The sequence below is a fragment of the Variovorax defluvii genome (assembly GCF_039541515.1).
In the GTDB taxonomy this organism is placed as follows: Bacteria; Pseudomonadota; Gammaproteobacteria; order Burkholderiales; family Burkholderiaceae_C; genus Variovorax; species Variovorax defluvii.
On record NZ_BAABGJ010000027.1, the window covers coordinates 131966 to 154576 of the forward strand.

Below are 22611 nucleotides of genomic sequence, written 5' to 3' on the forward strand. Positions count from 1 at the left end.
TTTCATTTGGCCAAACATGACGCAAAAGGTCACACCGGCAGAACGCGCCAGCGCGCTCAGGCAAACGCAGCGGCCGTCGCCGCCGGCTCCTGCACCGGTCCGTGCGCCGGCGCCGGCCCAGGCCCAGGCTCGCGCGCCCTCGCCGGCAGCAACGAAGCCCTCGCCTGCCGCAGCCAAGCCCTCGCCCTCGAAGGCATCGCCTGCGTTCAACGCGGCTTCGCCGCCGCCGCGGCAGCGCATCACGCCGGTCTTCAACGCAGCGGCCAATCCGGTGAAGGTCTCTCACCCCTCCCCGCCGAACATGCGGCCGCCGCCGCCTCAGCCGGTGCCCGGAATGGGATCCGGCGGCCGATTCGACCGGACGGCTTCCCTGCAGCGCAAGACAGCCATCGCCCAGCGGGTCGTGAACAAGGCTGCCGGCATCGGGCCGCAACGCGCACCCGCGCAGCGGCAAGGCCTGGCCAACACGCCGTCGATCCGCCCCGCCTTCAACAAGGCCCGGAAGCCCTGACATGGACGAGGACCTGAAAGACATCATCGCCAAGGTCGCCCTGAAGACCGGGGCCTCGGCCATGCGCAAGGCCGGCGAGATGGCCAAGCCGCACATGGCGCGCGCCAGGGCGAACTGGGAGTGGCAGCAGATTCCGAAGAAGCTCGCTGCGCAAGAAGCCAAGGCGGCGCGCGAGCAGCAGCGCGAGGAGCGCTTGCGCCAGGAGGCTGCGCGCGAACGCCAGGCCGAGGCCCAGAACAAGGTGCTGGCACAGGTGCTCCAGGACGACCAGCAACGCATGGCACAGGCTCGGCAGAGGAAAGCGCAGGTAGCAAGCGCCGCCATCGCGGCCGCCAAGGCGTCGGGGCCGGCACGCGGACCGTCGCACGGCACAGCGCCTGCGCCTGTCCCCGGCCCTCGTCCGTCGCCCTCGCCCGGCCGCAAGCGCTAGGAGTTCCGCCCCCGCCGCGGTGCCTCGATCGAATACCAACAACCGAAAGTCGACACGCCATGAGCAGCTACGAGAACTCCGAAGACCGCCCGCAGATCGGCGCCGAGCTGGAGAACGCGATCAAGCGCACGCCGCTGATCCTCGTCCTCGACACCTCGCTGTCGATGGAGGAGAACGATCGCATCGGCATTCTGAACAACGCCCTGGCCGAATTCATCGAGGCAGTGAAGACCAGCGACGAGCTGGCCGACGCCTTGCTCCTGAGCATCGTGACCTTCGGTGGCGAGGTGAAGGTGGTGTCGCCCTGGGCATCCATCGACGACGTGATCCTCGAACCGCTGGTGGCCGACGGCAACACGCCGATGGGCGATGCGGTCACGGTCGCGATCGGCGAACTCGACCTGCTGCGCGCCGAACTGCAGCAGGCCGGCACGCCCTACAACGTGCCGTGGATGATCCTGATGAGCGACGGCGAGCCCACGGACCATTGGGAGGAGGCCGCCACCCTCGTGCAGGAGCGGATCGCCAACCGGAAGCTGGTCCCCTTCGCCTTCGGCATCCCGCCGTCGAAGGACGACGTGCTGCGCCGCTTCATCCCCAAGGATTTCCCCGTTTACTCCGTCAAGGAGCAGGACATCAAGGCGCTGTTCGTGAAGTGGCTGCTGGGCAGCCTGGTCAAGGTCGCGGAGTCCTCGCCCGGCAAGCCGGGCGGTCTGCAGCTCTCGGCGCCACCGGCCATTCCCGTCTGAGGCGATGCTGGCCAGCACCGCGGGGCCGACGCATCTCCATGCCGACGCCGACACTTGGGCCGTTCGCGCGAGCGCCGTGCGCGGGGAGGCGCACGTGCGCCGAGAGACGGTGTGCCAGGATTGCTTCGCGGCGGACGTCCGCGGGCGGCGCTGCGTTGCGGTCGCGGCCGACGGCGCCGGCAGCGCGCCCCGCAGCGACCAGGGTTCGCTGCTGGCCGCACAGACCATCGTGTCGGCGCTGCTCGCGCCCGCGACACGCCTGACGCGCGCCCGCATCCTCGACGCCATGGACGCGGCACGCGCCGCCCTGGCCGACGAGGCAACGCGGAACAACGCGCGTATCGACGACTACGCGACCACGGTGGTCGGCGTGGCGATGCAGGGCTCGCACGGGATCTTCTTCCATCTGGGCGACGGGCTCGCGCTGGCCTTCGGCGCGGCATCGGAGGCCTTCGCGCTGCGCGCGATGTCGACCGGCACGCCGTCCGAATTCGCGAACCTGTCTTCATTCCTGACGCAGCGCGACTGGCGATCGAACACCGTCTTCACCCCGGTGCGGGCGGCCGACTCCCTGATGCTCATGACGGACGGCTTCTCGCCCTTCGCGCTGGACCGGGAAGGCAGGCCGAAGCCCCGCTTCTTCCAGCCCATCCTGGAGTTCATGCGGGCCCATCCGGGCGGCGTCGCCGCGCAGGGCCTGACCGACATGATGAACACACCGGTCGTCCGCAAGACCAGCGGGGACGACTGCACCCTGATCTGGGCCGGCCTGCGTGAACAAGCCTAAGGCGCGCCCCTTCCGCCTGCGGGCGCGAGGCAGCGAGCCGCCCGAAAGCGTCATCGCCACCGAACTGGCCGACGGCGAGGGCGCCATGGCCAAGGTGTATGCGCTGCCGGGCGACACCGAGGTGCTCAAGCGCTTCCGCGACGAGACACCGGAAGAAGCGGCGCGGCTCGCAGGCATGGGACCCAAGATCGAAGCGATGCTGGCGCGCCCGCCGCAGATGCAGATCCACCACCAGGGCAAGCGCCGCTTCGTGCAGATCGCCTGGCCGCAACGCGCCGTGATCGACCGCAAGGGCGGCATCGTCGGCTTCACCATGCCGAGAATCAGCGCGGACGCGGTGCCCATGACCGCGATCTTCTCGAAGCGCAATCGGGAGGCCCGCGGCCTTCGCCACGACCTCGCGTTCAGGACCTACGTGGCGCTCAACCTGAGCAACGTGATCAACTACGTGCGCGCGGCCGGCCACCTGGTGATGGACTTCAACCCGAAGAACTTCGTCATCGACCGCAGCGACGGCTGGGTCGGCCTGCTCGATTGCGACGGCTTCGCCATCTTCGACGGCTCGGCCCTCATCCCGGCAGACGCGGTGAAGCCCGACGAAGTGGCGCCGGAGTTCCGCGATCCGCAGGACGAGGGCAGCTATGACGTGCGCGCACTCGACGACCGGCAGACCCGCTTCGGACTGGCCGTCACACTCTTTCGGCTTTTCAATTCGGGCAACAGCCCTGCAGCCGGAAGGCATCTGGACGCGAACGAGCCCTCGGGCGAGAACAAGCGCATCGCGCAGCGTCTGTTCTCGGTGCACCCCGACCGCGCAGGACTGGAGCCGCCGGGCGACATCACCTTCCTGTTCGAAGACGAGACCCTGGCGCTGTTTCGGCAGGCCTTCCTCGGTCCCGACGACCAGCGCCCCTCCCCCTCGGAGTGGGCGGCGCATTTCCGCCGCCTCGTCAACGGATCGCTGCGGCCCTGCCCCGCCAACCCGGGTGACTACCACTTCTCCAAGCCCTGCCTGCACTGCGGCTACCAGCCGCCGCTCCAGGCCAGCGCGCCCTACCGGCCACCCGCTCCCGCCAAGCCGTCGCAGGCGGTGTCGCGGGCAGCCGTGCCACGGTCGCGGCCAGCGGGCGCGCCGGCGGCACCAAAGCCGCCGATATCGGCGCCGCCCACGTCCGCGGTACCCACCCAGGGGACCCCCGCGACGCCGGTCAAGACGACCGGCAAGCCTCCGATGCCGATGTGGAAGCGCGTCTCGATCTTCGGCGGCTGCGCACTTGTCGCCATCGCCGCGAACCGCCTGATCAACTCCGGCACGAAAGTGGAGAAGCCGCCCCCGCGACCCGTCGCTTCGGCATCGCCTTCGCCACCGAAAGCGACGCCGGCGAAGCGCCCTGCGCCCGCGCCGGCACCGGCGGCGCAGCCTGTGCCGAACGCGATGCTCGCCGTGGCCGCGCTCAACATCAACCTGCGCCCCACGGCCGAGGGCGGCGCACCGCTCGGCAAGCTGGTGCGCGGCGCACAAGTCGAAGCGCTGGAGGAAGGCGAGAAGTTCGTGAAGGTGCGAACCTCCGCCGGCGAGGTGGGCTGGCTCCCGCGCGACTACCTCATCCACGCCACCGACCTGCCGCGGCTCGACAAGCTGACACCCCAGGCCTACATCCAGAGCCGCCGCAATGACAGTGCCCTGGCGCGCCTGCGCACGCAGCTCGAGGCCTCCAGCAGCCAGCGGCTGCAGCTGCTGCGCGCCATCCAGTCAGGCGCGACCGATGTCGGCGCGGACATCGGGCGCCTGGAGGCATCGCGGCGGATCAGCGTTCCCGCCGACGTGAGCGCCGCCCGCTGGTTCAACGCCTCCGCCGAGGCCGCCCGCAACGAACGGAACTTCAGCGAGAGCCGGGAGTTTTTCCGGGCTGCCGCGGAGGCAGACCCGGCCAACCCGACCTATCACAGCGGCATCGGCTTCGTGAGCTACGAACTGGGCGATTTCGACACGATGGCCGAAGAAGGCGCCATCCTGCTCGTGCTTGCACCGCGAAGCACGAACGCCTGGTACATCAACGGCTTCGCGTGGGCCGCGGATCTGCGGGTGGACCGGCGCATGCCGGTCACGGCTTTCCACCTCGCCCAGGTCTTCTCGGAAGACGCGCCGAAGACCCGGCAGCGCATGGCCGCCGAAGCGAAGCGAAAAAGCGGCTCGCCCGTCGGCCTGGCGCTCGAGGCGGCCCTGAGCGGACCGCCCGCACCCGCGCCCGCGCCCGCTTCGCCTCCCGTCCAGGCCGCCCTGCCCCCGGTGCCCGCGTCGGCCCCTGCGCCCATGATGCAGGCCGCGCCAGCACGCCCGACCATCCGCGATCTCGGGAGCCTGATGGACCGCGCGCGCGATCGGCGCTGGGGCGAGATCGACCAGATGGTGAGCGCGATGAAGGCCCGCGGCAACGGACAGCCCGGCAATGAAGCCGCAGCGAGAAACGCGCTCGACGACGGCCAGCGCGCCTTGAACGCCTTCCAGTATCAGCAAGCCGCCGAGGCCTTCCGCCGCGCCGTGGCCGCGGACCCGGCGGATCCATTGCTGCACCGCAAGCTCGGCGAGGCCTACGCAGCGCTGGGCCAGACGGGCCCGGCGACCAACGCCTACGTCCAGGCGCTGCTCATCGACCCCGGCTCAGGATACGCCTGGGCGATGCTTTCCCACCAGATGGCGCTTGCCGGCAACCCACCGGACGATGTCTGGATGGCTCTTCGCCTGGCCCTGCTCTTCGAGCCGAACCGCCAGAGCCTGGTCAGGTGGATCCGGTCCAACACGTCGAATGAACGCCTGGGCCCGGCGTACCGTGGCGTCCACCAGCGCGTACTCCAGGAGGTCGCCAAGATCCCGCCGCCATGACGAAGCGCATCAGACCATGCCGCCGTTGATCGAAATCACCTGCCCGGTGATGTAGCCCGCGTCCTCGCTGGCGAGAAACGCCGTCAGCGCCGCGACCTCCTCCGGCCTGCCGGCCCGCTTCACCGGCACGAGCTGATCGATCAGCGCCTTGTCGAAGGCCCCGTCCGCCATCGGCGACGCGATGATGCCCGGCGCGATGGCATTGACCGTGACCCCGCGCGGCGCCACCTCCAGCGACAACGCCTTCGTCGCACTGTTGAGCGCCCCTTTCGCGGCTGCGTAGTTCACCTGCCCCCGGTTCCCCGTCAGCGAGGCTACCGAGGACATGTTGATGATCCGCCCCCAGCGCGTGCGCAGCATCGGCAGCAGCAGCGGCTGCGTGACACGGAAAAAGCCGTTCAGCGAGACGTCGATGACCTTGTGCCACTGCGCCGCGCTCATGCCGGGCAGCACGGCGTCGTCATGCACGCCGGCGTTGTTGACCAGCACCTGGACCGGGCCGCCCGCAAGGATGGTTTCGCAGGCCTGGCGGGTGGCCTGGTCGCTGCCCAGGTCGAAGACATGGCACTCGGCCTTCCCCCCCGCGGCCATGATGGTGGCCGCCAGTTGCTCGACCGCCTCCGGCCTCGAGTTGGCATGCAGCAGCACCGTGGCGCCGTCGCGGGCCAGACGCTGCGCGATGGCCGCGCCGAGGGCGCCGCTGGCGCCGGTGATCAATGCACGTTTTCCGTCGAGGCTCATGACGATGTCCTGTCTTCCTTGGCAAGTGGCGTGTTCAGCACGACCACCGCGCGGCCTTCGGCCAGGGCGCGGCCCGCGTGGTCCTTCACCGCGAATTCATAGAGCACCTGGCTCGTGTCGCCGGAGACGCGCTGGGCATGCACCTGCAGCGCGCCCTCGATGTCGTCGAACCGCGTGACGGCCAGGCGCACGTTGCGCGCGCTGGCCAGGAAGCCGGCCGAGGGCTCGCTGCCTTGCGGTGCGATCAATCCGCCGTGCAGGGCCATCGCCTGCGCCGCGTATTCGATCAAGTTGGGCGACAGCAGGCCGCCGGGCGTGCGCAGCGGGTTGTCGGCCAGCCGGTGGCTGCCGGTGCTGCAGTGGATGTGCTGCGCGTCCCAGGACTCCAGGCGCTCCAGCAGGCACATGCTGCCGCTGTGGGGAATGAGGCGCGCGATGCCGGCGCGATCGAGCTGTTGCGGTGCGCTCATGATGGCGAAGACTCCTTGCCGGCGTCGGCCACCAGCAGCACGTTGGCGAAGGGGGTGCCCTCGCTCATCGGGATGCTCAGAACCGGCGAGAAACCCAAGTCCTGCAGCAGCGCCGTCCACTCGGCCACGGTGCGGCCCCAGGTCGGCGACACCTTGTGCCCGCGGATGCGTGTGACCGTGCGGTCGACCCACTGGCTGACTGCGAAACCCCGCCGGCTGGCCATGTCGCCCACGCGCAGCAACAGGCGGCCACCGGGCTGCAGCGCGCCGCGCACGCGCCGCAGCACGCCCTCCTGGGCCGCATGGTCCACGTAGTGCAGCACGTCGAGGATCACCACCAGGTCGCAGGCCGGCATGGCGGCCGTGCACATGTCTTCGCAGACGAAGCGCGGCCGGGGCCGCAGATGGCCGATGGCGGCTTCGGCGCGCGCCACGTCCTTGGGCATCAGCTCGATGCCGGTGTAGTGGGCGGACTCCGGCGTCGCGGCCCAGGTGGCGGGCCAGCGGCCGGGCTGCGCCTGCATCGCCGCCATCGACGACAGCAGGCTGGCGAACAGGCCCTGGCCGCAGCCGATGTCGACCACGCGGCGCCGGCGCTGGCCGATCAGGCCGCGCTCGATGAGGCCACGAAACACCGGGTCGCGGCCGAGCTTGCCGCGGGCGAAGTGCCAGGCGAAGTTGCCGGCCTTCTTGTAGGGCGCGCTGGCCGCTTCATGCAATTGGCGCCAGGCGGCGTCGGAGGTAGAGCTGTCGTTCATGCAAAGTTCAGAGCCTGCGGCAGCGTCACGGCGCGCAGGCGATCGGCGCGCAGGCGTTCGAGCAGGAGGGGCAGGACGTCGAGGATCACCGGGCGCCCTGCCACCGTGCGCGCGGCATGGCCGTCGTGCAGCAGCAGGATGTCGCCGGCCTTCAGGTCCCGGGTCAGGCGCGCCAGCACGATGTCCGCATCGCGCTCGCGGGTGTCGAAACCTCGCCGTGTCCAGCTCACCAGCACCAGCCCCAGGCGGTGCAGCACCGGCGCGAGAAAGGGATTGCGCAGCCCGGCCGGCGCGCGGAAGCAGACCGGGCGCTCGCCCGTCACGGCCTGCAGCATCTGCTGCGCCCGTTCGATCTCCGCCCGGAAGCCGCGCGGTCCGAGGAGGGAAAAGTCGTGGCGGTGCCGCGCCGTGTGGTTCTGGATGCTGTGCCCCCGCGCCACGATCTCGCGCGCCAGCGCGGGATACGCCTGAACGCGCTCGGCGATGCAGAAAAAGGTGGCCCGCTGGCCGTACGTGTCGAGCAGGTCCAGCACCTGCGGCGTGACCGCGGGATCGGGCCCGTCGTCGATGGTGATCGCGACCTCGCGGCGCGCGGCCGCAGCTTCGGGCAGGCGCGTGATGTTGGCACCGAGCAGGCGGCTGCGCGGCGTGAGGCCGGCGGCGGTGATCAGCGCGTGGTTGAGCGCCACCGCGGCGAGCGCCCAGGGCCAGGCGCCGGGCACGAACAGCGCCGCCGCCAGGGCCAGCAGGTGCCAGCCCGCGCTCGCGCGCATGAAGACGGGCCAGCGCCAGGGTCCGGCGACGGGGGGGCTCGAAGACATGGGCGACGATTGTCCCATCAGCGCGATGTCGCATCGGCCCGCACGGGCCCCCGCGCAAAGGCGGCAGAGAGCAGCAGCGCGAGCAGCGCGCCGGGCGCGACCACGCGGCCGATGGCCGACAAGGCGGGGATGTCCGAGATCGCGATCAGCGTGAACGACACCACCGTCGTCAGGTTGGCCAGCAGCAGCGACGCCAGCGTGTCCTCGTCGGCCCGCCCGGTCTCGCGCAACTGGTCGAAGAAGAGCGCGTAGTTGGAGCCCACCGCCACCACCAGCAGCAAGCCCACCAGGTGCAGGATGCCCAGCGGCACTTGCAGCAGGGCCAGGCCGCCCAGGGTCAGCAGCACCGCCACCAGCAGGGGCTCGCACACGGCCAGCAGGCGCCGGCCCGAGCGCAGCCAGGCCCCGAGCAGCAGCACCACCGCCGCCGCACCGAGCATCACCTGCACGAAGGCCTCGTGGAGGTAGCGTCGGTAGAGGCCGCGCAGCTCGTCGCCGACGTTGACCACCTGCACCTCGGGCACGCCGGCCAGCGCGGACGCGAGACGGCCTGCATCGAAGCGCTCGCCCGGATGCAGCGAGATCAGCGTGGACCAGCCCCCACCGGGGCGCTCGAACATCAGCGCATTCACCACCGCGCCCAGCGGCCCGCCATCGAGATCCGCGCGGCGGATCACGGGTTGGGCACGTGCGGCTTCCACGTCCGCGAGGAAGGGCTCCAGGCGGGCCGCGGGCAGCGGCAGGCCGCGGGTGGCCTCGGCCAGGCGGGCCTTCAGCGTCTCGGCATCCGGCAGGCTGGCAATGCGCGCCGCCTGTGCGACCTCGCTGGGCAGCACGCGGGTCACGCTCTCGAAGCCGGCGAGCCCGCCCTCCCCGACCAGCGCATCGAGCTTCGCCACGGCGGCCTCGGTGTTGCGCAGCGCGGCCTGCTCGTCGGCACCGCGCACCACCACCAGCGTGCCCCCGTCGCTGGCGCCGATGTCGGCGCGCAGTTCCTCGTCCAGCTTCTGGGCGGCCTTCGGGACCGGGCTCATCGCGCTCAGGTCGGCCCGCCACAGGTGGCCGCCCTGCCACAGCACCAGCGCGAGGGCCGCGATGCCCAGGCCCGCGAAGACCCAGCGCAGCCGCGGCAGCGCCCGAACGATCACGCCGGCGACGTGCGCCATCTGGCGCCGCATGCCCATGCCGGCGGCGCCGTCCGGTGCGAGCACCGGCAGCACGAAGCGCGCGACCAGCGCCGCCGCGATCAGGCCGGCCACGGAGAACACGCCCAGTTGCGCCAGCCCCGGGAAGCCCGAGAACACCAGCGCCGCAAAGCCGCACACCGAGGTGAGCAGCCCCAGCCGCACCGTGGGCCAGTGGATCTCGCGCCAGCGCATCCAGCCGGTGCCGGCGACCGCGGCGCCGCGCGCCTGGATCAGGTAGTAGATCGCGTAGTCCACCGTCTCGCCGATCAGCGTGCTGCCGAAGCCCATCGTGAGGCCATGCACCTCGCCGAACACCAGGGCCACGGCGGCGGTGCCGCCGACCACGCCGGTGGCGACCGGCAACAGCGCCACCACCAGCGCGCGCGGCGAAGCGAAGGCCAGCAGCAGCAAGGCCCCCATCACGATGCCGCCGACGACCGCCAGATGAATGGCTTCCTGCTTGATCTGGTCGCGGCTCTCGACCGAGAACACCGGCGCGCCGGTCAGCTGCAGGCGCGGGCCGCTGCCCTTCATCCCGCGCGTGGCCTGATCGAAGGCCTGCTGAATGCGGGCGATGGCCTGCGCCTGCGCGTCCAGGTCGCCACCGGCCGCGTGGGTGGTGGCCAGGATCAACGCGCGCGGCGCGGTACGCGACACCCACACGCCCTGCTCGCTGCGCGGCGAGCTCGCGGGGATCAGTCCTTCGGCGATGCGCTGTGTCTCTCCCGTGGGGTCGCGCTCCAGCAGCGGCTTGACCAGGTTGCCGGCCGGCGTGCCCAGCAACGACAGGGTGTCGACGATGGCTTCGCGCAGGCCTTCCGCGGTGAAGCGCTCGGGCGCGATGTCGGGTGCGAGCCGGTAGCGGTGGTCGAACAGCCAGGTGCCGGCCTCCTTCCAGTCGCCGGTCTCGCCGTTCTGCACCTGGTCGAAGAGCTGGCTCTGGCGCATGGCGCCCGCCACCGCGCGCGAGACCTCGGCGCGCTGCACCGCGTCACGCCCGCCCTCGATGCCGATGAAGAGCGTGCGCGAGGCGATGCCGCTTTGCAGTTGCTCGATCAGCACGCGCTGCCGCTCGTCCGGGCTCTCCGGCAGGAAGGCCGAGAGATCGGCGCTGAAATGCGTGCGCGCGATCAGCGCGATGCCGGCGGCCAGCGCCAGCACCCACAGCACGATCGCCAGCGCCATGCGCCGGCGGGCCGACGTGGCTGCGCCCGGCGCCGTCACGACGCGCCGCGCACAGGCGTGATGACCATGACCGAGCGGTCGCCGCCGATGAACTCCATCTCGACGCCCAGCACCTCGCCGGCCTTGCCGTTCAGGCGCAGCGACCGCACCTGGGCGGCCAGTCTCTCGTCGATGGGCTCCAGCGCCAGCGTCCACTTGTCCGGCGTGCCGCTGAGCGTGCTGCGGAAGTAGCGCCGCAATGACTGCGCATTGCCGTTCAGCGTGCTGCGCATGGCCTCGACCATGCCAAGCAGCTCCGGCATGCTGTCCAGCGTCAGCGTGCGGGTGCGGCCGCCGCGCGAGAGCGTGAGCACGTTGCCGTCGACCGTCATGGTCTCGGGGCGCGGCGAGAGCGTGCGCCGGATCAGCTTGTCGGGCGCCTGGAAGCTCAGCGTGCCGCTCGCATCCAGCGGGCCTTCGAGGCCGCGCACGAAGCGCTGCTCGGTGAAACGCGCCTCGCCGTTCTGCTGCCTGGCGAGCAGGCTCATCAACTCGGGCAGGTCGAAGGCCCACGCGGAGGACGCGGACAAGGCCAGCACCGCCAGCAGCCACCGGCACCAGCGCTCAAGCCGAATCTTCAAGCCAGAAATCATGGAAGTTGAACCAGTTGTAGGGATAGGCACGGCACAGGGCCTCGAGCCGCGCGACGTAGTTTTCGAGCGCGGTGCGAATGCGGCGTTCCCGCTCGGCCGGGTCCGACACGCGCTCGCTGAAGTCGGCCAGAAGCTCGAACTGGACATCGTAGCGCGCCCCGCCCGCATAGAGCCCCGCCATGAAGAACACCTTGCGCCGCAGCAAAGCAGCCAGCCGGAACGGGCCGTCGTTGAAGGGGGCCGGCGTGCCCAGGAATGGCAGCAGCACCGTGCTGCTGCGCTGCGCATCCGCATCGTCGGCGCCGGCCAGCGTGCGGTCCGCCAGCAGACCGGCGAGGCCGCCGCCATCCAGCCATTCGCGCAGCGCCAGCATGGCATGCGGGCGGCCCAGCGCGATGATGTGCGGGCGCAGCTCCGGCAGCGCGATCGCGCCCAGCACGGCGTTGATCTGCCGCGCGTTGTCGGGGTACATGAGCATCGCGATGCGCAGATCCCCCGGCCGCGGCGCATGGTGCTTGCAGCCGCCCAGGGCTTCGAAGCTGCCCACGTGGGCCCCCAGCATGAAAGCGCCGCGGCCGGCGATCACCTCCTCCTCCACCGGCACGTTGCCCTGGACGCGCACGTCGAACAGGTCCAAGCGGCCGCGCAGGAAGTAGATGCGGTCCAGCACGGTGGAAGCGAAGGCATGCAGCAGCCGATAGCCGTCGGCCCAGCCCGCTTGCGGGCCGATGGCGCGGAACAGGTAGCGCTTGATGTGCCGGCGCGGCGTGGGCGCGAACAGCAGGAAATACAGGCACACCGGATGCAGCACCAGGCGTGCGGCCGGACGCCCGCAGCGCAGCGCGATCCAGCAGATGACGCGCAGCGCCAGCATGTTGCTGCGCTCGGGCGCGCGCGCCCAGTCGGCCTGGGGCGATTTCGCGTCGCCGGCCTCGGGGGGTGGTGCGATGCTCATGGGGCGCTGCCGGGCGTCCAGCGGCCACTGGCGGCCACCACTTCGCCCATTCGCACCTCGAAGCGCAGGCCGCGCGAGGGGGCCGCTTCGGGCACGAGGTCGATCTGCAGGCGGCTGCCGGGACGCACCGGCGCCAGGAACTTGGCGGCCGCGAGCGTGGGCCGCGGGCCCAGCCGGGCCGCCAGCGAGGGCACACCCTGCGCCGCCTCCAGCACTTCGGACAGCAGCAAGGCGCCGGGCAGCAGGGGCTGGCCCGGGAAGTGGCCGGCGAACGCGGGATGGTCCGCCGGCACGTCGTGGCTGAGCTGCACGGGCGTGCCGTCGGCGGCGAGTTGCGCCAGCGCGAATTCGCGCAGTGCGCGCGCGGTCAGCTTGCCGGTGCCGGCGCGCGGGAAGGCGTTCACGTGCACCACGCGCCGCGGCACGAAGACGGCTTCCAGCCGCTCGCGCAGCGCCGCGATGATGGCGTGGGCGTCGAGCGCGGGCGCCACCACGAAGGCGACCGGGCGCACCACGCCGTCGGTCACCTCGTCCGGGAGCCAGAAGGCCCCGTCTTCCACGCCGGGGATGCTGTTGAGATGGTGGTTGAGGTAGCCGAGCGAACTGCGCCGGCCGGCCACGTGGATCAGGTCGTTGGCCCGCCCGAGCAGGCGGAAGCGCCGGTCGTCGACGAGTTCCAGGATGTCGGCCATCGGCGTCGGCTCGGGGATGAAGTCCCCCGCGAAAATGAAGCGCTCCGTGCCGTCCGGGCCGTGTTCGGCCTGCACGCGGATCTCGCCGAAGGTCTCCCAGACTTCGCTGCGCGTCGGGCGCCGCGTGGCGACCTGGCCCGATTCGGTGCTGCCGTAGATCTCGATCAGCTGGCCGCCCATGGCCTGCTCGGCCTGCGCCGCGAGCTGCGGCGAGAGCGGCGCCGTGGCCGAGAGGATCAGGTCCACCGGCGGCAGGTCGATGCCCGCGAGCAGCAGCGTCTTGAGGTGGAAGGGGGTGGTCACCAGGGCCCGCGGCTGCGGCACCGAGGCCAGCGCCTGCGCCACGTCGGCGGGGAAGAAGGGCCGGCCGCTGTCGAAGGCCGCGCCGCCCAGCATCGCCAGCAGCGCGGAGGATTCGAGGCCGTAGCTGTGCTGCACCGGCACCGTGGCCACCAGCGTGAGCCCTTCGAGCGAGGGGCGGCCCAGCAAGTCGGACAGACGCTTCACCGCAGCCGCCACGTCGCCGACCAGCGTCCGCCACGACTTGGCATGCGGCTGCGGCGCGCCGGTGGAGCCCGAAGTCAACAGGCTGACCGCGTGAAGGTCCGGCGCGATCAGCGGCACGGAGGGATCGCCGGCGGCCTCGGGCGGCGGGCGGCGCTCGATCAGTACGCGCGCCATGCCGGGGGTTTCGAGCGCCGGATCGTCCGCCAGCGCGTAGGTCTGGCCACCGGCATGCGTCAGGCTGGCCAGCGTGTCCGGCCGTGCGTCAGGCGGCAGCAGGCTCGCCTGGCCGCGCACCAGCGCCGCCGCCAGGCCGAGCGCGAAGTCGTATCGATCGGTACAGAGGTTGACCGCTGCGCTGCCGGCCGGCAGTTGCGGAGCCAGGCGCGCCACGTCGGCCAGGAATGCGCGGGCGCTGACCGGCTGGCCATGGCGCCAGGCCAGCGGCGCATCCGGATCGCGTGCGGCGAGCAACGGAAGAGGATCGGAAGGGCTCAAGGCTAGCGTGTCTCGTCATTGCCGCGCCGCCGGATCGGCGGGCACGCTGTAGAAGGCGCGCACCGCATCCACCAGGCGGGTGCGCTCGAATTCGGGATGCAGGCGGTAGCGCAGCAGATACTCGCCCACGAAAAGGACGCCGACCAGCAGAGGCGACAACAGGTTGGCCAGCACCGACCACGCCGCGAAGGACAAGGTCGCGTAGACCGCCACCGACGCCAGCGCCATCGAGGCGAAGTAGGCCGTCCAGACCCAGGTCACGCGGCGGGTGTACTCGCGCATGGCCGGCGACAGTGCATGGATGCGCTGCGCGAACTGGCCGATCAGCGAGAGCCGGTCGCTGCGCAGCGTGCTGCCGAACCATCCGCACAGCAGCGCGTTGATGCCCACGTGCTGCAGCATGTACAGCCGGTTGGGATCACCGGCATCGCCGCGCAGCACCAGTGCGAAGCCCAGCACGCCGGCCAGCCCGGCCACGGCCAGGCCGGGCGCGCCGAAGCGGCTACCCGCCAGGCCCAGCGCGGTCAGCCACAGCGGGCCGAGCAGCACTCCTACCGCCCAGGGCTCGGCGGCGTGGAAGAGCATCATCCAATGGGAAACCCCGGCATAGGCCACCCCCGCCAACAGCAGGAGCGCCATGCGCCATCGCGACATAGGGCGTCAGGAGTCGCCGCGATTCTGGGCGACGTGCGCTGCGAGGCTGCGCAGCGACTGGAAGATCTGCTGGTTGCGCTCGTCGTCCGAGCGCAGCTGGAAACCGTATTTGCGCGAGACCTCGAGCGCGACTTCCAGGATGTCGATCGAATCGAGCCCCAGTCCTTCGCCGTAGAGCGGTGCGGTGGGCACGATCTCGGCAGGCGCGATCTCCAGGTTCAGCGATTCGACCAGCAAAACGGCCAGCTCATTCTCCAGAGCGGACTGTTCGGGCGCATCGCCGATGGCGGAAGGGGAAGACTGGGCAGATGACAAGAGCGACTCCGGGGAACTTTGGTGAACTAACGCACGGCTCGGAATTATAGGAGCCGCCCTTGGATAGACTGCGCCTGAGACTGAGAGTCTTTGCGCCTCGATGGGGCGCTTCTGGCGCGCCGCTCGGGCACGGCCAGAAAACTCTCAGGCGCTGAGTCCAATGAACTGGAGCACCGCATGGCCGACCCTCTTCTGATCGCCCGACACGACACCATCGAATGCAGCCTGCTGCCGGGCCTGGCCAACCGCCATGGCCTGATCACCGGCGCCACCGGTACCGGCAAGACCGTCACGCTGCAGACCATCGCCGAGAAGCTCTCGTCCATCGGCGTGCCGGTCTTCATGGCCGACGTCAAGGGCGACCTGACCGGCGCCAGCCAGCAGGGCCACATCGGCGAGAAGATGGCGGCGACGCTGAAGGAGCGCGGCATCGACCCGCCGCAACCGACGGCCTGCCCCGTCACGCTGTGGGACGTGTTCGGCGAACAAGGCCATCCGGTGCGCGCCACCATTTCCGACATGGGTCCGCTGCTGCTGGGCCGCATGCTCAACCTCAACGAAACCCAGTCCGGCGTGCTGAACCTGGTGTTCAAGATCGCCGACGACAACGGCCTTCTTCTGCTCGACCTGAAAGACCTGCGCGCCATGCTGCAGCACGTGGGCGAGAACGCCAGCCAGTTCACCACGGAATACGGCAACATCAGCGCGGCCAGCGTGGGCGCGATCCAGCGCGGGCTGCTCGCCATCGAGAGCCAGGGCGGCGACAAGTTCTTCGGCGAGCCCATGCTCAACATCTCGGACTTCATGCAGACCGAAGGCGGCAAGGGCGTCATCAACATCCTCGCGGCCGACAAGCTGATGAACTCGCCGCGGCTGTACGCCACCTTCCTGCTGTGGCTGCTGTCGGAGCTGTTCGAGCAACTGCCCGAGATCGGCGACCCGGAGCAGCCCAAGCTGGTCTTCTTCTTCGACGAGGCGCACCTGCTCTTCAACGAGGCGCCCAAGGCGCTGATCGAGCGCATCGAGCTGGTGGTGCGGCTGGTGCGCTCCAAGGGCGTGGGCGTGTTCTTCGTGACGCAGAACCCGCTGGACATCCCCGACAGCGTTCTCGCCCAGCTCGGCAACCGCGTGCAGCACGCGCTGCGCGCCTTCACGCCACGCGACCAGAAGGCGGTCAAGGCCACCGCCACCACCATGCGGCAGAAGCCGGGCCTGGACATCGAGACCGCGATCACCGAGCTGGCGGTGGGCGAAGCACTGGTGAGCTTTCTCGACGCCAAAGGCCGCCCCAGCATCACAGAGCGCGTCTACGTGCTGCCGCCGGGCAGCCAGATCGGCCCGATCACGCCGGCCCAGCGGCAGGCCCTGATGGCGAACTCGCTGGTGGCCGGCGTCTACGAGAAAGCGGTCGACCGGCAATCGGCCTACGAGACGCTGAAGGACCGCGCCGCCAGCGCACCCGACGCACCGCCTGGCGCCGCCGGCAAGCCCGGTGCGGCGGCGCCGGCCGAATCGGGCGGCGTGATGGGCAGCCTCAACGAAATCCTCTTCGGCTCCACCGGCCCGCGCGGCGGCAAGCGCGACGGCCTGGCGCAGACCATGGCCAAATCCGCGATGCGCACCATGGGCACGCAGGTGGGCAAGGAGATCCTGCGGGGGGTGCTGGGGGGAATCTTCGGGGCCAAGTCTCGGCGCTGAGGGATAAGCGGCAAAATACAGAAATCTGTATTGATCTGGAGCAGAGGATGAAAACCACGCTCGATCTGAATGACGCATTGCTCACAGAGGCCAAGACCTTGGCCGCCCAACAGCACACGAGCCTGACGCGCCTGATCGAAGAAGGCCTTCAGATGCGGCTGAGAGCACAGCGGACGGCACCCGCCAAGCCGGTGCGTTTACCCGTCTTCCGGGGCAGGGGAGGACTGGCATCTGGGTTGGACGGACTGAGCAACAAGGCGATGCTGGACGCTGTTGACCGTGACGCCTGACGTGAACATCCTGGTCGCAGCCTCTCGGACCGACCATCCCCATCACAAGGCGGCAAGCGCGTGGCTACAAGGGGCGCTGGACGAAGCAGGCCGGGGCACACGCGTGAGGCTGCAACCGATGGTGCTGGCCAGTTTTTTACGGCTGGTCACGCATCCCCGGATTTTTGTTCAGCCGACGCCAATGGCCAATGCCCTCGAGTTCATCGACGCGCTGCTGTCGGCCCCCGGCGTCGAGCTGCCGTCGCTCGGGGCGGAATGGCCTCATTTGCACAAGCTGTGTGCCCACCAGAAACTTGCCGCCAATGATCTGCCCGATGCCTGGCTGGCCGCTGCTGCCATCCATCAAGGTGAGCACGTGGTCAGCTTCGACGGCGATTTCAGGCGCCTCTTGCCTCGGGCTCAGTTCACGAGGCTGAGGGCCGGCAGCTAGTGTGCTGTCCCGCAAATAGCTGCGCAAAATGAAACCGATGGATTTCGGCCTAGGGCAAGGCGCAAACCGCAGCGATACCCGAAGGTATCGCGAGGATTTGCAACGCCGCCCTGGGTCGGAAGACGCGGTTTCACGCGCAGTTATTTGTGGGACAGCACACTAGGAGCACGGCGGCGCCCTGCCCCACTCGCCCTCACCACCTGAGCAATCGATAGCCGACCAGCGCACCCGCCACCGCCGGCAGCGCCATCCCCAGCACGTACCAGATGCCCAGGAAAGGCGCGGCCAGCTCCGGGCAATGCAGCGCGTAGACCGCGGCGCCGGCGCCCGCCGACATCAGGCCCGCGGCCGCGCCCGCCGCCGCGGGCTGCGTCGGCGCCAGGCTCTTCAAGGCCGCCAGCGAGGTGATGAACATGGGCAGCGTGATGAGCGCGATGTTGAAGACGCAGCTGCGCCAGGTCTGGCCCCAGACCATGGCCGAGCGGTCCTCGGGCGCCGACGCCAGCCAGCTCGCCAGGCCGATCGCCCACACCAGCAGCAGCGGCACGGCCACGCCGAGCCAGGCTCGGTGCACGCGCACGCCGGGGCGTGCCAGGCGCTGCACGATCACGAAGCCGGCGATCGCGACGCAGGCCGGGAACACCAGCTTCACCCAGAACATGGGCCAGAACAGGGTCTGCATCAGGTCGCGCCGCACGCCGTATTCGATGGCCATCACGCCCACCGCCACGGGCAGGCCGAGCGCGAGGGCCGTCGCCAGGCGGCGCGAGGCGGCGTGCCGCGGCACGGGCTCCGCCTGCGCGGCCAGCAGGGCCACCAGTTCGTCTGTTTTCATGATGAGCTCTTTCCGATCTTGAGTGCCAGGGCCTTGAGCCCCCGGTGGATGCCCACCTTCACCGCCGACTCCGACATGCCCGTGAGTTTCGCCGTCTCGGCCACCGACAGCCCCTGAAGCTTGACGTGCACGATCGGCAGGCGATGCCGGTCGGGCAGCGTTTCGAGCAGCCCCGAGAGGTCGCGCCGCGCGTCGCTGGCCTCGGTGGCCGACTCGGCGAATACGGCCAATTCGTCGTCGAGCGGTTCGTGCAGGGCCTCGCGGCTGGACTTGGCGCGCAGCAAGTCGATCATCTTGTACCGCGCGATCGCATGCACCCAGGCCGTCAGCGGCTGGTCGCTCTGGTAGGTGTGGCGCTGGTTGTGCATCGCGAGCAGGCATTCCTGAACGAGGTCTTCCACTTCGTCCGGCCAGCCGAACAGGCGCCGGGCCAGATAGGCGCGCAGGTGCGCGCTGAGCTTCTGCAGGAAGTCGCGATAGGCCGCCGCATCGCCGCCCAGGCCGCGCACGAACAGGTCGTGCAGCACCGCCTCCGCGTCGTTCCTGGCCATCGTGCTCTCTCGGGTCATTCGCGCTTCGGCCCGCGACGGTTACAGCGCGGGCAAAAAAAGAATTCCGGCGGATTGTGCCGCGTGCCGTAACCGGCTTCGTGCCGGCGGCGAAGTAGAGACGACCGCGCACCAGCGGCGCGGTTGCAACCCTCACTCAACCACTGGAGCACATTCCATGATCACTCGCCCACTCGCCATCACCGCCCTCGCCCTCGGTGCCCTCGCCGCCGGCACCGCCGTGGCCCAGGACAGCAAGCCGATGGCCGACAAGATGCCAGCGATGGAGAAATGCTACGGCGTCTCGATGGCCGGCAAGAACGACTGTGCCGCAGGCCCCGGCACCACGTGCGCCGGCACCTCGAAGGTGGACTACCAGGGCAATGCATGGAAGAACGTGCCGGCGGGCACGTGCACGACGATCAAGACGCCCAAGGGCATGGGTTCGCTCTCGCCCATCAAGTCCTGATGCGCAAGGCGCCCGTCACCATGTCCTTCCCCCCGCTCGGGGCCGGGGTCGGCCTCAAACCGGAACACTATGACGCAGCGCTGTCCGCGCGGGTCGATGGCTTGTGGTTCGAGGTGCACCCCGAGAACTACATGGTGGCGGGCGGTCCCAGGCTGGGCTGGCTGGAGGCGGTGCGCAAGCACCACCCGGTGTCGCTGCACGGAGTCTCGCTCTCGCTCGCGAGCGAGGCGGAACCCGATGCCGATCATCTGGCACGGCTGGCCACGCTGGTGCGGCGCATCGAGCCGGCGCTCGTTTCCGAACACCTGGCCTGGTCGCGATGGAACGGCAGCTACCTGCCCGACCTCCTGCCCTTTGCCCGCACCACGGAGGCGCTGCGCCGCATCGCGGCCCACGTCGGCCGCACGCAGGACGCGCTGGGGCGGGCCATCGCCATCGAGAACCCCTCGCACTACCTGCGCTTCGACGGCCACACCTGGGACGAGATCGACTTCCTGTCCGAGCTGGTTTCCCGCACCGGTTGCACGCTGCTGCTGGACATCAACAACGTGTACGTGTCGGCATGCAACCTGGGCTACGAAGCGCAGTCCTGGCTCGACCGCTTTCCGGCCGAGGCGGTCAGCGAAATCCACCTGGCGGGGCATTCCAACGATCCCGCGCTCGGTTCAGAACTCCTGATCGATTCGCATGATGCGCCGGTGGCTCCCGAGGTCTGGCGCCTCTACCGCCGCTTCATCGACCGGGCCGGCCCACGGCCCACGTTGATCGAGCGCGATGGCCATGTCCCGGCCTTCGATGTGCTGATGCGCGAGCGTGCCGTCGCCGACGCCGCGCTGGCCGCCAGCGCCGAGACGCAGGAGGTCGCAGCATGAGTTTTCAGGACGCCTTCGCGCGCGCCATCTTCGCGCCGGATGCGGTGGAAGACCCCGTGGTGCGGCGGCTCGCGGCCCAGCCGGCCTTCGCGGTCTACCGCAACACCGTGATGAAGGGCTGCATCGATGCGCTGGAAGCCAACTTCCCGGCCGTGGCGCGGCTGGTGGGCAGCGAGTGGTTCCGCGCCGCCGCGGCGATCCACGTGCGAGCCCATCCGCCGCGCGACGGCCGCCTGCTTCACTACGGCAAGGACTTCGCCGCTTTCCTTCAGGCCTTCGAGCCCGCCGCCGAGCTGGGCTATCTGCCCGGCGTCGCCTGCCTCGACGCGCTCTGGCGGGAGGCCCATGCGGCCGAGGATGCACCCGTGCTCGACGCGGCCTGGCTGGCACGCCAGGGCCCCGAGCGGCTTGCGGCGCTGGTCCTGCGCCCCCATCCGGCGACGCGATGGGCCTGGTTCGACGGCCAGCCGATCTACAGCATCTGGGCGCGCAATCGCGATGGCGCGGAAGGGGACGCGGAGCTGATCTGGCAGGGTGAAGGCGCCCTCCTCACGCGCCCCGTCGACAGCGTGAAATGGCAGGCCCTCGACGCAGCGGCTTGCGCCTTTCTCGACGCCTGCGCGGCCGGCCGGCCGCTGGGCGAAGCAGCCGAATGCGCATTGGATATCGACGGCGACGCCGACCTCGCGGCCCTGCTCGCGGCATTGCTGCGCGCGGGCGCCTTCACCACCCCCGACCCTCGACCCCAAGGATCATCATGAGCGCCCATCACGTGACCTCGCCCGTCCTCGCCGACACGCCCGCGCAGGGCCTGCGCGCACGCTGGAACCACGCCGCCGAGCTGCTCTCGCGACTCATCACGCACGACCTGCTCGCAGCGGCTGCCCGCCTGAGCATCGCGGCGATCTTCTTTCTTTCCGGGCGCACCAAGGTCGAGGGCTTCCTCACGCTGACGCCCGGCGCCATCGACCTGTTCCGGACCGAGTACAAGCTCCCGCTCGTGCCGCCCGAGATCGCGGCCCACCTGGCGGCCTATGCCGAGCACCTGTTCCCCGTGCTGCTGGTGCTCGGCCTGGCCACGCGCCTCTCGGCCCTGGCGTTGCTGGGCATGACGCTGGTGATCCAGGTCTTCGTCTACCCCGATGCCTGGCCCACGCACTTGTCGTGGGCCGCGCTGCTGCTCTACCTGGCGGGTCGGGGGGCAGGCAGACTGTCGCTGGATCGGCTGCTGCGCCTTCGCTGAGACGCGCGCCGGCCGATGGCCGCCGCTTGATCGTCTCGGACGATGCACATCGAGATGCTTGAACAGAGTTTGCAGCTTGCTTCGCATTTGCCGCTCCCATTGCGGCATCAGCCCGCCACTCTGTCCGAGCTCCCACGCAAGCAGCGAATCACTGCAGCCGGAGCGTTTCCCAACACGGCCCAAGAAGGTCACTTGCATCCCAACGTATGAACTCCAACTCGAGCAGGCGGCCGTTCTCATCGGCATGAAGCAATACTGACAACTCGGCGCCATCACTGTCGAGCATTTTTCCTTCGATGTTGAACAGGTGCTGCCCGCGGTACTGAGGGCGTTCGTAACCGGTGATATCGAACACGATTCGGGAGCCGTCATGGGTGGCCTCGCTCGCGGTTGATAATTTCAGATCGTCCAAGAGCTGCGTCCGCTCGCTTTCATCAAGCTTGTCAGCAAAGGCGGCTATGAGGGCGCATTCTTCGTGGGTAAGTGGACGCATCGCTATTTCACAGGAAAGACTGTTCCGACATTGACCGTGCCGTTATCTTGCAAGCGTGCACGATATTCGACCATGACTCCGTCCACGGTCAATCGCCTAACGACGTCCGCGTTTGCGGCCAAGTTTCCTCGCATCGCAGCGATATCGTTTGCCACTGCAGCTTCGGCGCGCGCAACGTTCACACCAGTTGCTTCAAGACGTGATGCATAGTGTCCCGTCTTGAATGTCGTCTCCGCAACGGCCGCTGCCCCTTTTGCGGTGTCCCCCCTCTCAGGCGGACAGAACGGCCCAACGACACCTCGCCCTGCCCCTGCTGAGTCCACTCCATCGATTCTCGCGCGGCCTGGCACGCCGACTTGCAAAGGCTGCCATCCCGGTACCGGCGAAGGCTTGATTACGCCCCCGGTCAGCGGCGAGTACGGTGCGGGCGCAGCGCCGTGGGGCTTCTTCGGCGCCAGCCCGTCGTCGTCGAATACGCTCAGCGGATCGTCCAATGCGTAGACGAAGCGATTCGTACCGGCACTCAACCCAAAGGCATCGCCTTGCGTGTAGCGGCCCAAGGACGGGCTGTAGAAGCGGTTCCGGTTCTCGAAGAGGCCCGACTCTTGATCCGCAAGTGATTCGGGTAGCGGACGTTGTAGGTGATGTCCGGGAAGCTCGTCGTGCCTGGATTGGGGTTGACGTCCAGGTTCGCGAACCTGTTTTTCGCGATGGTGGGCTTCTCGTCCCCGAAGGCCGAGTAGGCCCATTGCCAGACCGGTTGGCCCTGGCTGTTGGTGAGCCGCCTCGGGGTGTTCAGGTGATCGCTGTGAACGGCGTACATCTGCCCGTTGATCACCGCTGCGATCGGCATCGGACCGTTCGCCGTCGGCAGGTAGATGTACTGGGTGCTTCCGGTACTGTTGGCTCCGCCGGTGCCTGTCTCCGAGATCAGATTGCCCTCTTCGTCGTAGAGGTAGG

General features: G+C 69.6%; 26 protein-coding genes and 1 pseudogene. 12 read left to right on the top strand and 15 right to left on the bottom strand.

Annotated elements, in window-relative coordinates:
• The first annotated feature begins 16 nt into the window (after positions 1-16).
• The 5 genes from ABEA07_RS14400 to ABEA07_RS14420 are packed head-to-tail and all read left to right on the top strand — an operon-like array spanning position 17 to position 5361.
• The gene (locus ABEA07_RS14400; RefSeq protein ID WP_345538660.1) at positions 17-511 is read left to right on the top strand and encodes a hypothetical protein; all 495 of its coding nucleotides are present in this window, start codon (positions 17-19) and stop codon (positions 509-511) included.
• Between the two features lies 1 nt (position 512).
• Positions 513-941 (top strand): hypothetical protein, encoded by a 429-nt coding sequence (locus tag ABEA07_RS14405; RefSeq protein ID WP_345538661.1) that lies wholly within the window; start codon positions 513-515, stop codon positions 939-941.
• A gap of 59 nt (positions 942-1000) precedes the next feature.
• Complete coding sequence (locus tag ABEA07_RS14410) at positions 1001-1690, top strand: vWA domain-containing protein (RefSeq protein WP_345538662.1); 690 nt, start codon at positions 1001-1003, stop codon at positions 1688-1690.
• Positions 1691-1694: 4 nt separating this feature from the next.
• Positions 1695-2477, top strand: a complete 783-nt coding sequence (locus ABEA07_RS14415; RefSeq protein WP_345538663.1) for a protein phosphatase 2C domain-containing protein — start codon at positions 1695-1697, stop codon at positions 2475-2477.
• Positions 2464-5361: a tetratricopeptide repeat protein gene (locus ABEA07_RS14420; protein ID WP_345538664.1), complete on the top strand. Its 2898-nt coding sequence runs from the start codon at positions 2464-2466 to the stop codon at positions 5359-5361. Before ABEA07_RS14415 ends, ABEA07_RS14420 begins: the two co-directional genes overlap by 14 nt.
• Before the next feature lie 9 nt (positions 5362-5370).
• On the opposite strand, the gene fabG is transcribed toward ABEA07_RS14420, so the two are convergent.
• Genes fabG through ABEA07_RS14470 form a run of 10 tightly spaced genes read right to left on the bottom strand, consistent with a single transcriptional unit; the run spans position 5371 to position 14773 of the window.
• Positions 5371-6102, bottom strand: a complete 732-nt coding sequence (gene fabG, locus ABEA07_RS14425; RefSeq protein ID WP_345538665.1) for a 3-oxoacyl-ACP reductase FabG — start codon at positions 6100-6102, stop codon at positions 5371-5373.
• Complete coding sequence (locus ABEA07_RS14430) at positions 6099-6572, bottom strand: hotdog family protein (protein WP_345538667.1); 474 nt, start codon at positions 6570-6572, stop codon at positions 6099-6101. Before ABEA07_RS14430 ends, fabG begins: the two co-directional genes overlap by 4 nt.
• Positions 6569-7330: a methyltransferase domain-containing protein gene (locus ABEA07_RS14435; protein WP_345538668.1), complete on the bottom strand. Its 762-nt coding sequence runs from the start codon at positions 7328-7330 to the stop codon at positions 6569-6571. Before ABEA07_RS14435 ends, ABEA07_RS14430 begins: the two co-directional genes overlap by 4 nt.
• On the bottom strand, positions 7327-8169 hold the full coding sequence (locus tag ABEA07_RS14440; RefSeq protein WP_425584131.1) for a polysaccharide deacetylase family protein: 843 nt from the start codon (positions 8167-8169) through the stop codon (positions 7327-7329). Before ABEA07_RS14440 ends, ABEA07_RS14435 begins: the two co-directional genes overlap by 4 nt.
• The gene (locus tag ABEA07_RS14445; RefSeq protein ID WP_345538671.1) at positions 8169-10562 is read right to left on the bottom strand and encodes an MMPL family transporter; all 2394 of its coding nucleotides are present in this window, start codon (positions 10560-10562) and stop codon (positions 8169-8171) included. The genes ABEA07_RS14440 and ABEA07_RS14445 overlap by 1 nt, the downstream gene beginning before the upstream one ends.
• Positions 10559-11143, bottom strand: coding sequence for a LolA-related protein (locus ABEA07_RS14450; RefSeq protein ID WP_345538673.1), 585 nt, complete (start codon positions 11141-11143; stop codon positions 10559-10561). The genes ABEA07_RS14445 and ABEA07_RS14450 overlap by 4 nt, the downstream gene beginning before the upstream one ends.
• Positions 11127-12110 (bottom strand): lysophospholipid acyltransferase family protein, encoded by a 984-nt coding sequence (locus tag ABEA07_RS14455; RefSeq protein WP_345538674.1) that lies wholly within the window; start codon positions 12108-12110, stop codon positions 11127-11129. The genes ABEA07_RS14450 and ABEA07_RS14455 overlap by 17 nt, the downstream gene beginning before the upstream one ends.
• On the bottom strand, positions 12107-13804 hold the full coding sequence (locus ABEA07_RS14460; protein ID WP_345538676.1) for an AMP-binding protein: 1698 nt from the start codon (positions 13802-13804) through the stop codon (positions 12107-12109). Before ABEA07_RS14460 ends, ABEA07_RS14455 begins: the two co-directional genes overlap by 4 nt.
• 15 nt (positions 13805-13819) lie before the next feature.
• A complete protein-coding gene (locus tag ABEA07_RS14465) occupies positions 13820-14443 on the bottom strand; it encodes a COG4648 family protein (RefSeq protein WP_345538677.1) in 624 nt (207 codons plus the stop codon).
• A 21-nt stretch (positions 14444-14464) separates the two neighbouring features.
• On the bottom strand, positions 14465-14773 hold the full coding sequence (locus tag ABEA07_RS14470) for a phosphopantetheine-binding protein (RefSeq protein WP_345538678.1): 309 nt from the start codon (positions 14771-14773) through the stop codon (positions 14465-14467).
• A 177-nt stretch (positions 14774-14950) separates the two neighbouring features.
• Here ABEA07_RS14470 and ABEA07_RS14475 point away from each other — a divergent pair, with 177 nt between their 5' ends.
• The 3 genes from ABEA07_RS14475 to ABEA07_RS14485 are packed head-to-tail and all read left to right on the top strand — an operon-like array spanning position 14951 to position 17191.
• Positions 14951-16471 (top strand): helicase HerA-like domain-containing protein, encoded by a 1521-nt coding sequence (locus tag ABEA07_RS14475; protein ID WP_345538679.1) that lies wholly within the window; start codon positions 14951-14953, stop codon positions 16469-16471.
• 47 nt (positions 16472-16518) lie between these two features.
• Positions 16519-16761: a DUF6364 family protein gene (locus ABEA07_RS14480; protein WP_345538681.1), complete on the top strand. Its 243-nt coding sequence runs from the start codon at positions 16519-16521 to the stop codon at positions 16759-16761.
• A 1-nt stretch (position 16762) separates the two neighbouring features.
• On the top strand, positions 16763-17191 hold the full coding sequence (locus tag ABEA07_RS14485) for a TA system VapC family ribonuclease toxin (protein WP_345538682.1): 429 nt from the start codon (positions 16763-16765) through the stop codon (positions 17189-17191).
• A gap of 193 nt (positions 17192-17384) precedes the next feature.
• Here the strand turns inward: ABEA07_RS14485 and ABEA07_RS14490 are convergent, their stop codons facing one another.
• Together ABEA07_RS14490 and ABEA07_RS14495 are read right to left on the bottom strand one after the other, a co-directional pair.
• Complete coding sequence (locus ABEA07_RS14490) at positions 17385-18026, bottom strand: DUF1109 domain-containing protein (RefSeq protein WP_345538683.1); 642 nt, start codon at positions 18024-18026, stop codon at positions 17385-17387.
• Complete coding sequence (locus tag ABEA07_RS14495; RefSeq protein WP_345538684.1) at positions 18023-18595, bottom strand: sigma-70 family RNA polymerase sigma factor; 573 nt, start codon at positions 18593-18595, stop codon at positions 18023-18025. Before ABEA07_RS14495 ends, ABEA07_RS14490 begins: the two co-directional genes overlap by 4 nt.
• Positions 18596-18752: 157 nt before the next feature.
• Between ABEA07_RS14495 and ABEA07_RS14500 the strand changes: the two genes are divergently transcribed.
• The 4 genes from ABEA07_RS14500 to ABEA07_RS14515 are packed head-to-tail and all read left to right on the top strand — an operon-like array spanning position 18753 to position 21158.
• A complete protein-coding gene (locus ABEA07_RS14500; protein ID WP_345538685.1) occupies positions 18753-19043 on the top strand; it encodes a BufA1 family periplasmic bufferin-type metallophore in 291 nt (96 codons plus the stop codon).
• A 20-nt stretch (positions 19044-19063) separates the two neighbouring features.
• Complete coding sequence (gene bufB / locus ABEA07_RS14505; protein ID WP_345538686.1) at positions 19064-19915, top strand: MNIO family bufferin maturase; 852 nt, start codon at positions 19064-19066, stop codon at positions 19913-19915.
• Positions 19912-20676 (top strand): HvfC/BufC family peptide modification chaperone, encoded by a 765-nt coding sequence (locus ABEA07_RS14510; RefSeq protein ID WP_345538687.1) that lies wholly within the window; start codon positions 19912-19914, stop codon positions 20674-20676. The genes bufB and ABEA07_RS14510 overlap by 4 nt, the downstream gene beginning before the upstream one ends.
• Positions 20673-21158: a DoxX family protein gene (locus ABEA07_RS14515; protein WP_345538688.1), complete on the top strand. Its 486-nt coding sequence runs from the start codon at positions 20673-20675 to the stop codon at positions 21156-21158. Before ABEA07_RS14510 ends, ABEA07_RS14515 begins: the two co-directional genes overlap by 4 nt.
• Positions 21159-21306: 148 nt before the next feature.
• Here the strand turns inward: ABEA07_RS14515 and ABEA07_RS14520 are convergent, their stop codons facing one another.
• From ABEA07_RS14520 to ABEA07_RS14530, 3 genes and pseudogenes are all read right to left on the bottom strand, one after another.
• Positions 21307-21651: a DUF6984 family protein gene (locus ABEA07_RS14520; RefSeq protein WP_345538689.1), complete on the bottom strand. Its 345-nt coding sequence runs from the start codon at positions 21649-21651 to the stop codon at positions 21307-21309.
• A gap of 2 nt (positions 21652-21653) precedes the next feature.
• Positions 21654-22211, bottom strand: coding sequence for an RHS repeat-associated core domain-containing protein (locus ABEA07_RS14525; protein ID WP_345538690.1), 558 nt, complete (start codon positions 22209-22211; stop codon positions 21654-21656).
• Positions 22175-22611: pseudogene (locus ABEA07_RS14530) on the bottom strand (hypothetical protein); the annotation flags it as partial. The pseudogene ABEA07_RS14530 and the gene ABEA07_RS14525, both read right to left, overlap by 37 nt.

Excerpts from the sequence above, each read along its gene's own strand:
- ABEA07_RS14400 (WP_345538660.1), top strand. The coding sequence starts at position 17 with ATGACGCAAAAGGTCACACCGGCAGAACGCGCCAGCGCGCTCAGGCAA.
- ABEA07_RS14405 (WP_345538661.1), top strand. The coding sequence starts at position 513 with ATGGACGAGGACCTGAAAGACATCATCGCCAAGGTCGCCCTGAAGACC.
- ABEA07_RS14410 (WP_345538662.1), top strand. The coding sequence starts at position 1,001 with ATGAGCAGCTACGAGAACTCCGAAGACCGCCCGCAGATCGGCGCCGAG.
- ABEA07_RS14415 (WP_345538663.1), top strand. The coding sequence starts at position 1,695 with ATGCTGGCCAGCACCGCGGGGCCGACGCATCTCCATGCCGACGCCGAC.
- fabG (WP_345538665.1), bottom strand. The coding sequence starts at position 6,102 with ATGAGCCTCGACGGAAAACGTGCATTGATCACCGGCGCCAGCGGCGCC.
- ABEA07_RS14430 (WP_345538667.1), bottom strand. The coding sequence starts at position 6,572 with ATGAGCGCACCGCAACAGCTCGATCGCGCCGGCATCGCGCGCCTCATT.
- ABEA07_RS14435 (WP_345538668.1), bottom strand. The coding sequence starts at position 7,330 with ATGAACGACAGCTCTACCTCCGACGCCGCCTGGCGCCAATTGCATGAA.
- ABEA07_RS14440 (WP_425584131.1), bottom strand. The coding sequence starts at position 8,169 with ATGGGACAATCGTCGCCCATGTCTTCGAGCCCCCCCGTCGCCGGACCC.
- ABEA07_RS14455 (WP_345538674.1), bottom strand. The coding sequence starts at position 12,110 with ATGAGCATCGCACCACCCCCCGAGGCCGGCGACGCGAAATCGCCCCAG.
- ABEA07_RS14465 (WP_345538677.1), bottom strand. The coding sequence starts at position 14,443 with ATGGCGCTCCTGCTGTTGGCGGGGGTGGCCTATGCCGGGGTTTCCCAT.
- ABEA07_RS14475 (WP_345538679.1), top strand. The coding sequence starts at position 14,951 with ATGGCCGACCCTCTTCTGATCGCCCGACACGACACCATCGAATGCAGC.
- ABEA07_RS14480 (WP_345538681.1), top strand. The coding sequence starts at position 16,519 with ATGAAAACCACGCTCGATCTGAATGACGCATTGCTCACAGAGGCCAAG.
- ABEA07_RS14490 (WP_345538683.1), bottom strand. The coding sequence starts at position 18,026 with ATGAAAACAGACGAACTGGTGGCCCTGCTGGCCGCGCAGGCGGAGCCC.
- ABEA07_RS14495 (WP_345538684.1), bottom strand. The coding sequence starts at position 18,595 with ATGACCCGAGAGAGCACGATGGCCAGGAACGACGCGGAGGCGGTGCTG.
- ABEA07_RS14500 (WP_345538685.1), top strand. The coding sequence starts at position 18,753 with ATGATCACTCGCCCACTCGCCATCACCGCCCTCGCCCTCGGTGCCCTC.
- bufB (WP_345538686.1), top strand. The coding sequence starts at position 19,064 with ATGTCCTTCCCCCCGCTCGGGGCCGGGGTCGGCCTCAAACCGGAACAC.
- ABEA07_RS14510 (WP_345538687.1), top strand. The coding sequence starts at position 19,912 with ATGAGTTTTCAGGACGCCTTCGCGCGCGCCATCTTCGCGCCGGATGCG.
- ABEA07_RS14515 (WP_345538688.1), top strand. The coding sequence starts at position 20,673 with ATGAGCGCCCATCACGTGACCTCGCCCGTCCTCGCCGACACGCCCGCG.
- ABEA07_RS14520 (WP_345538689.1), bottom strand. The coding sequence starts at position 21,651 with ATGCGTCCACTTACCCACGAAGAATGCGCCCTCATAGCCGCCTTTGCT.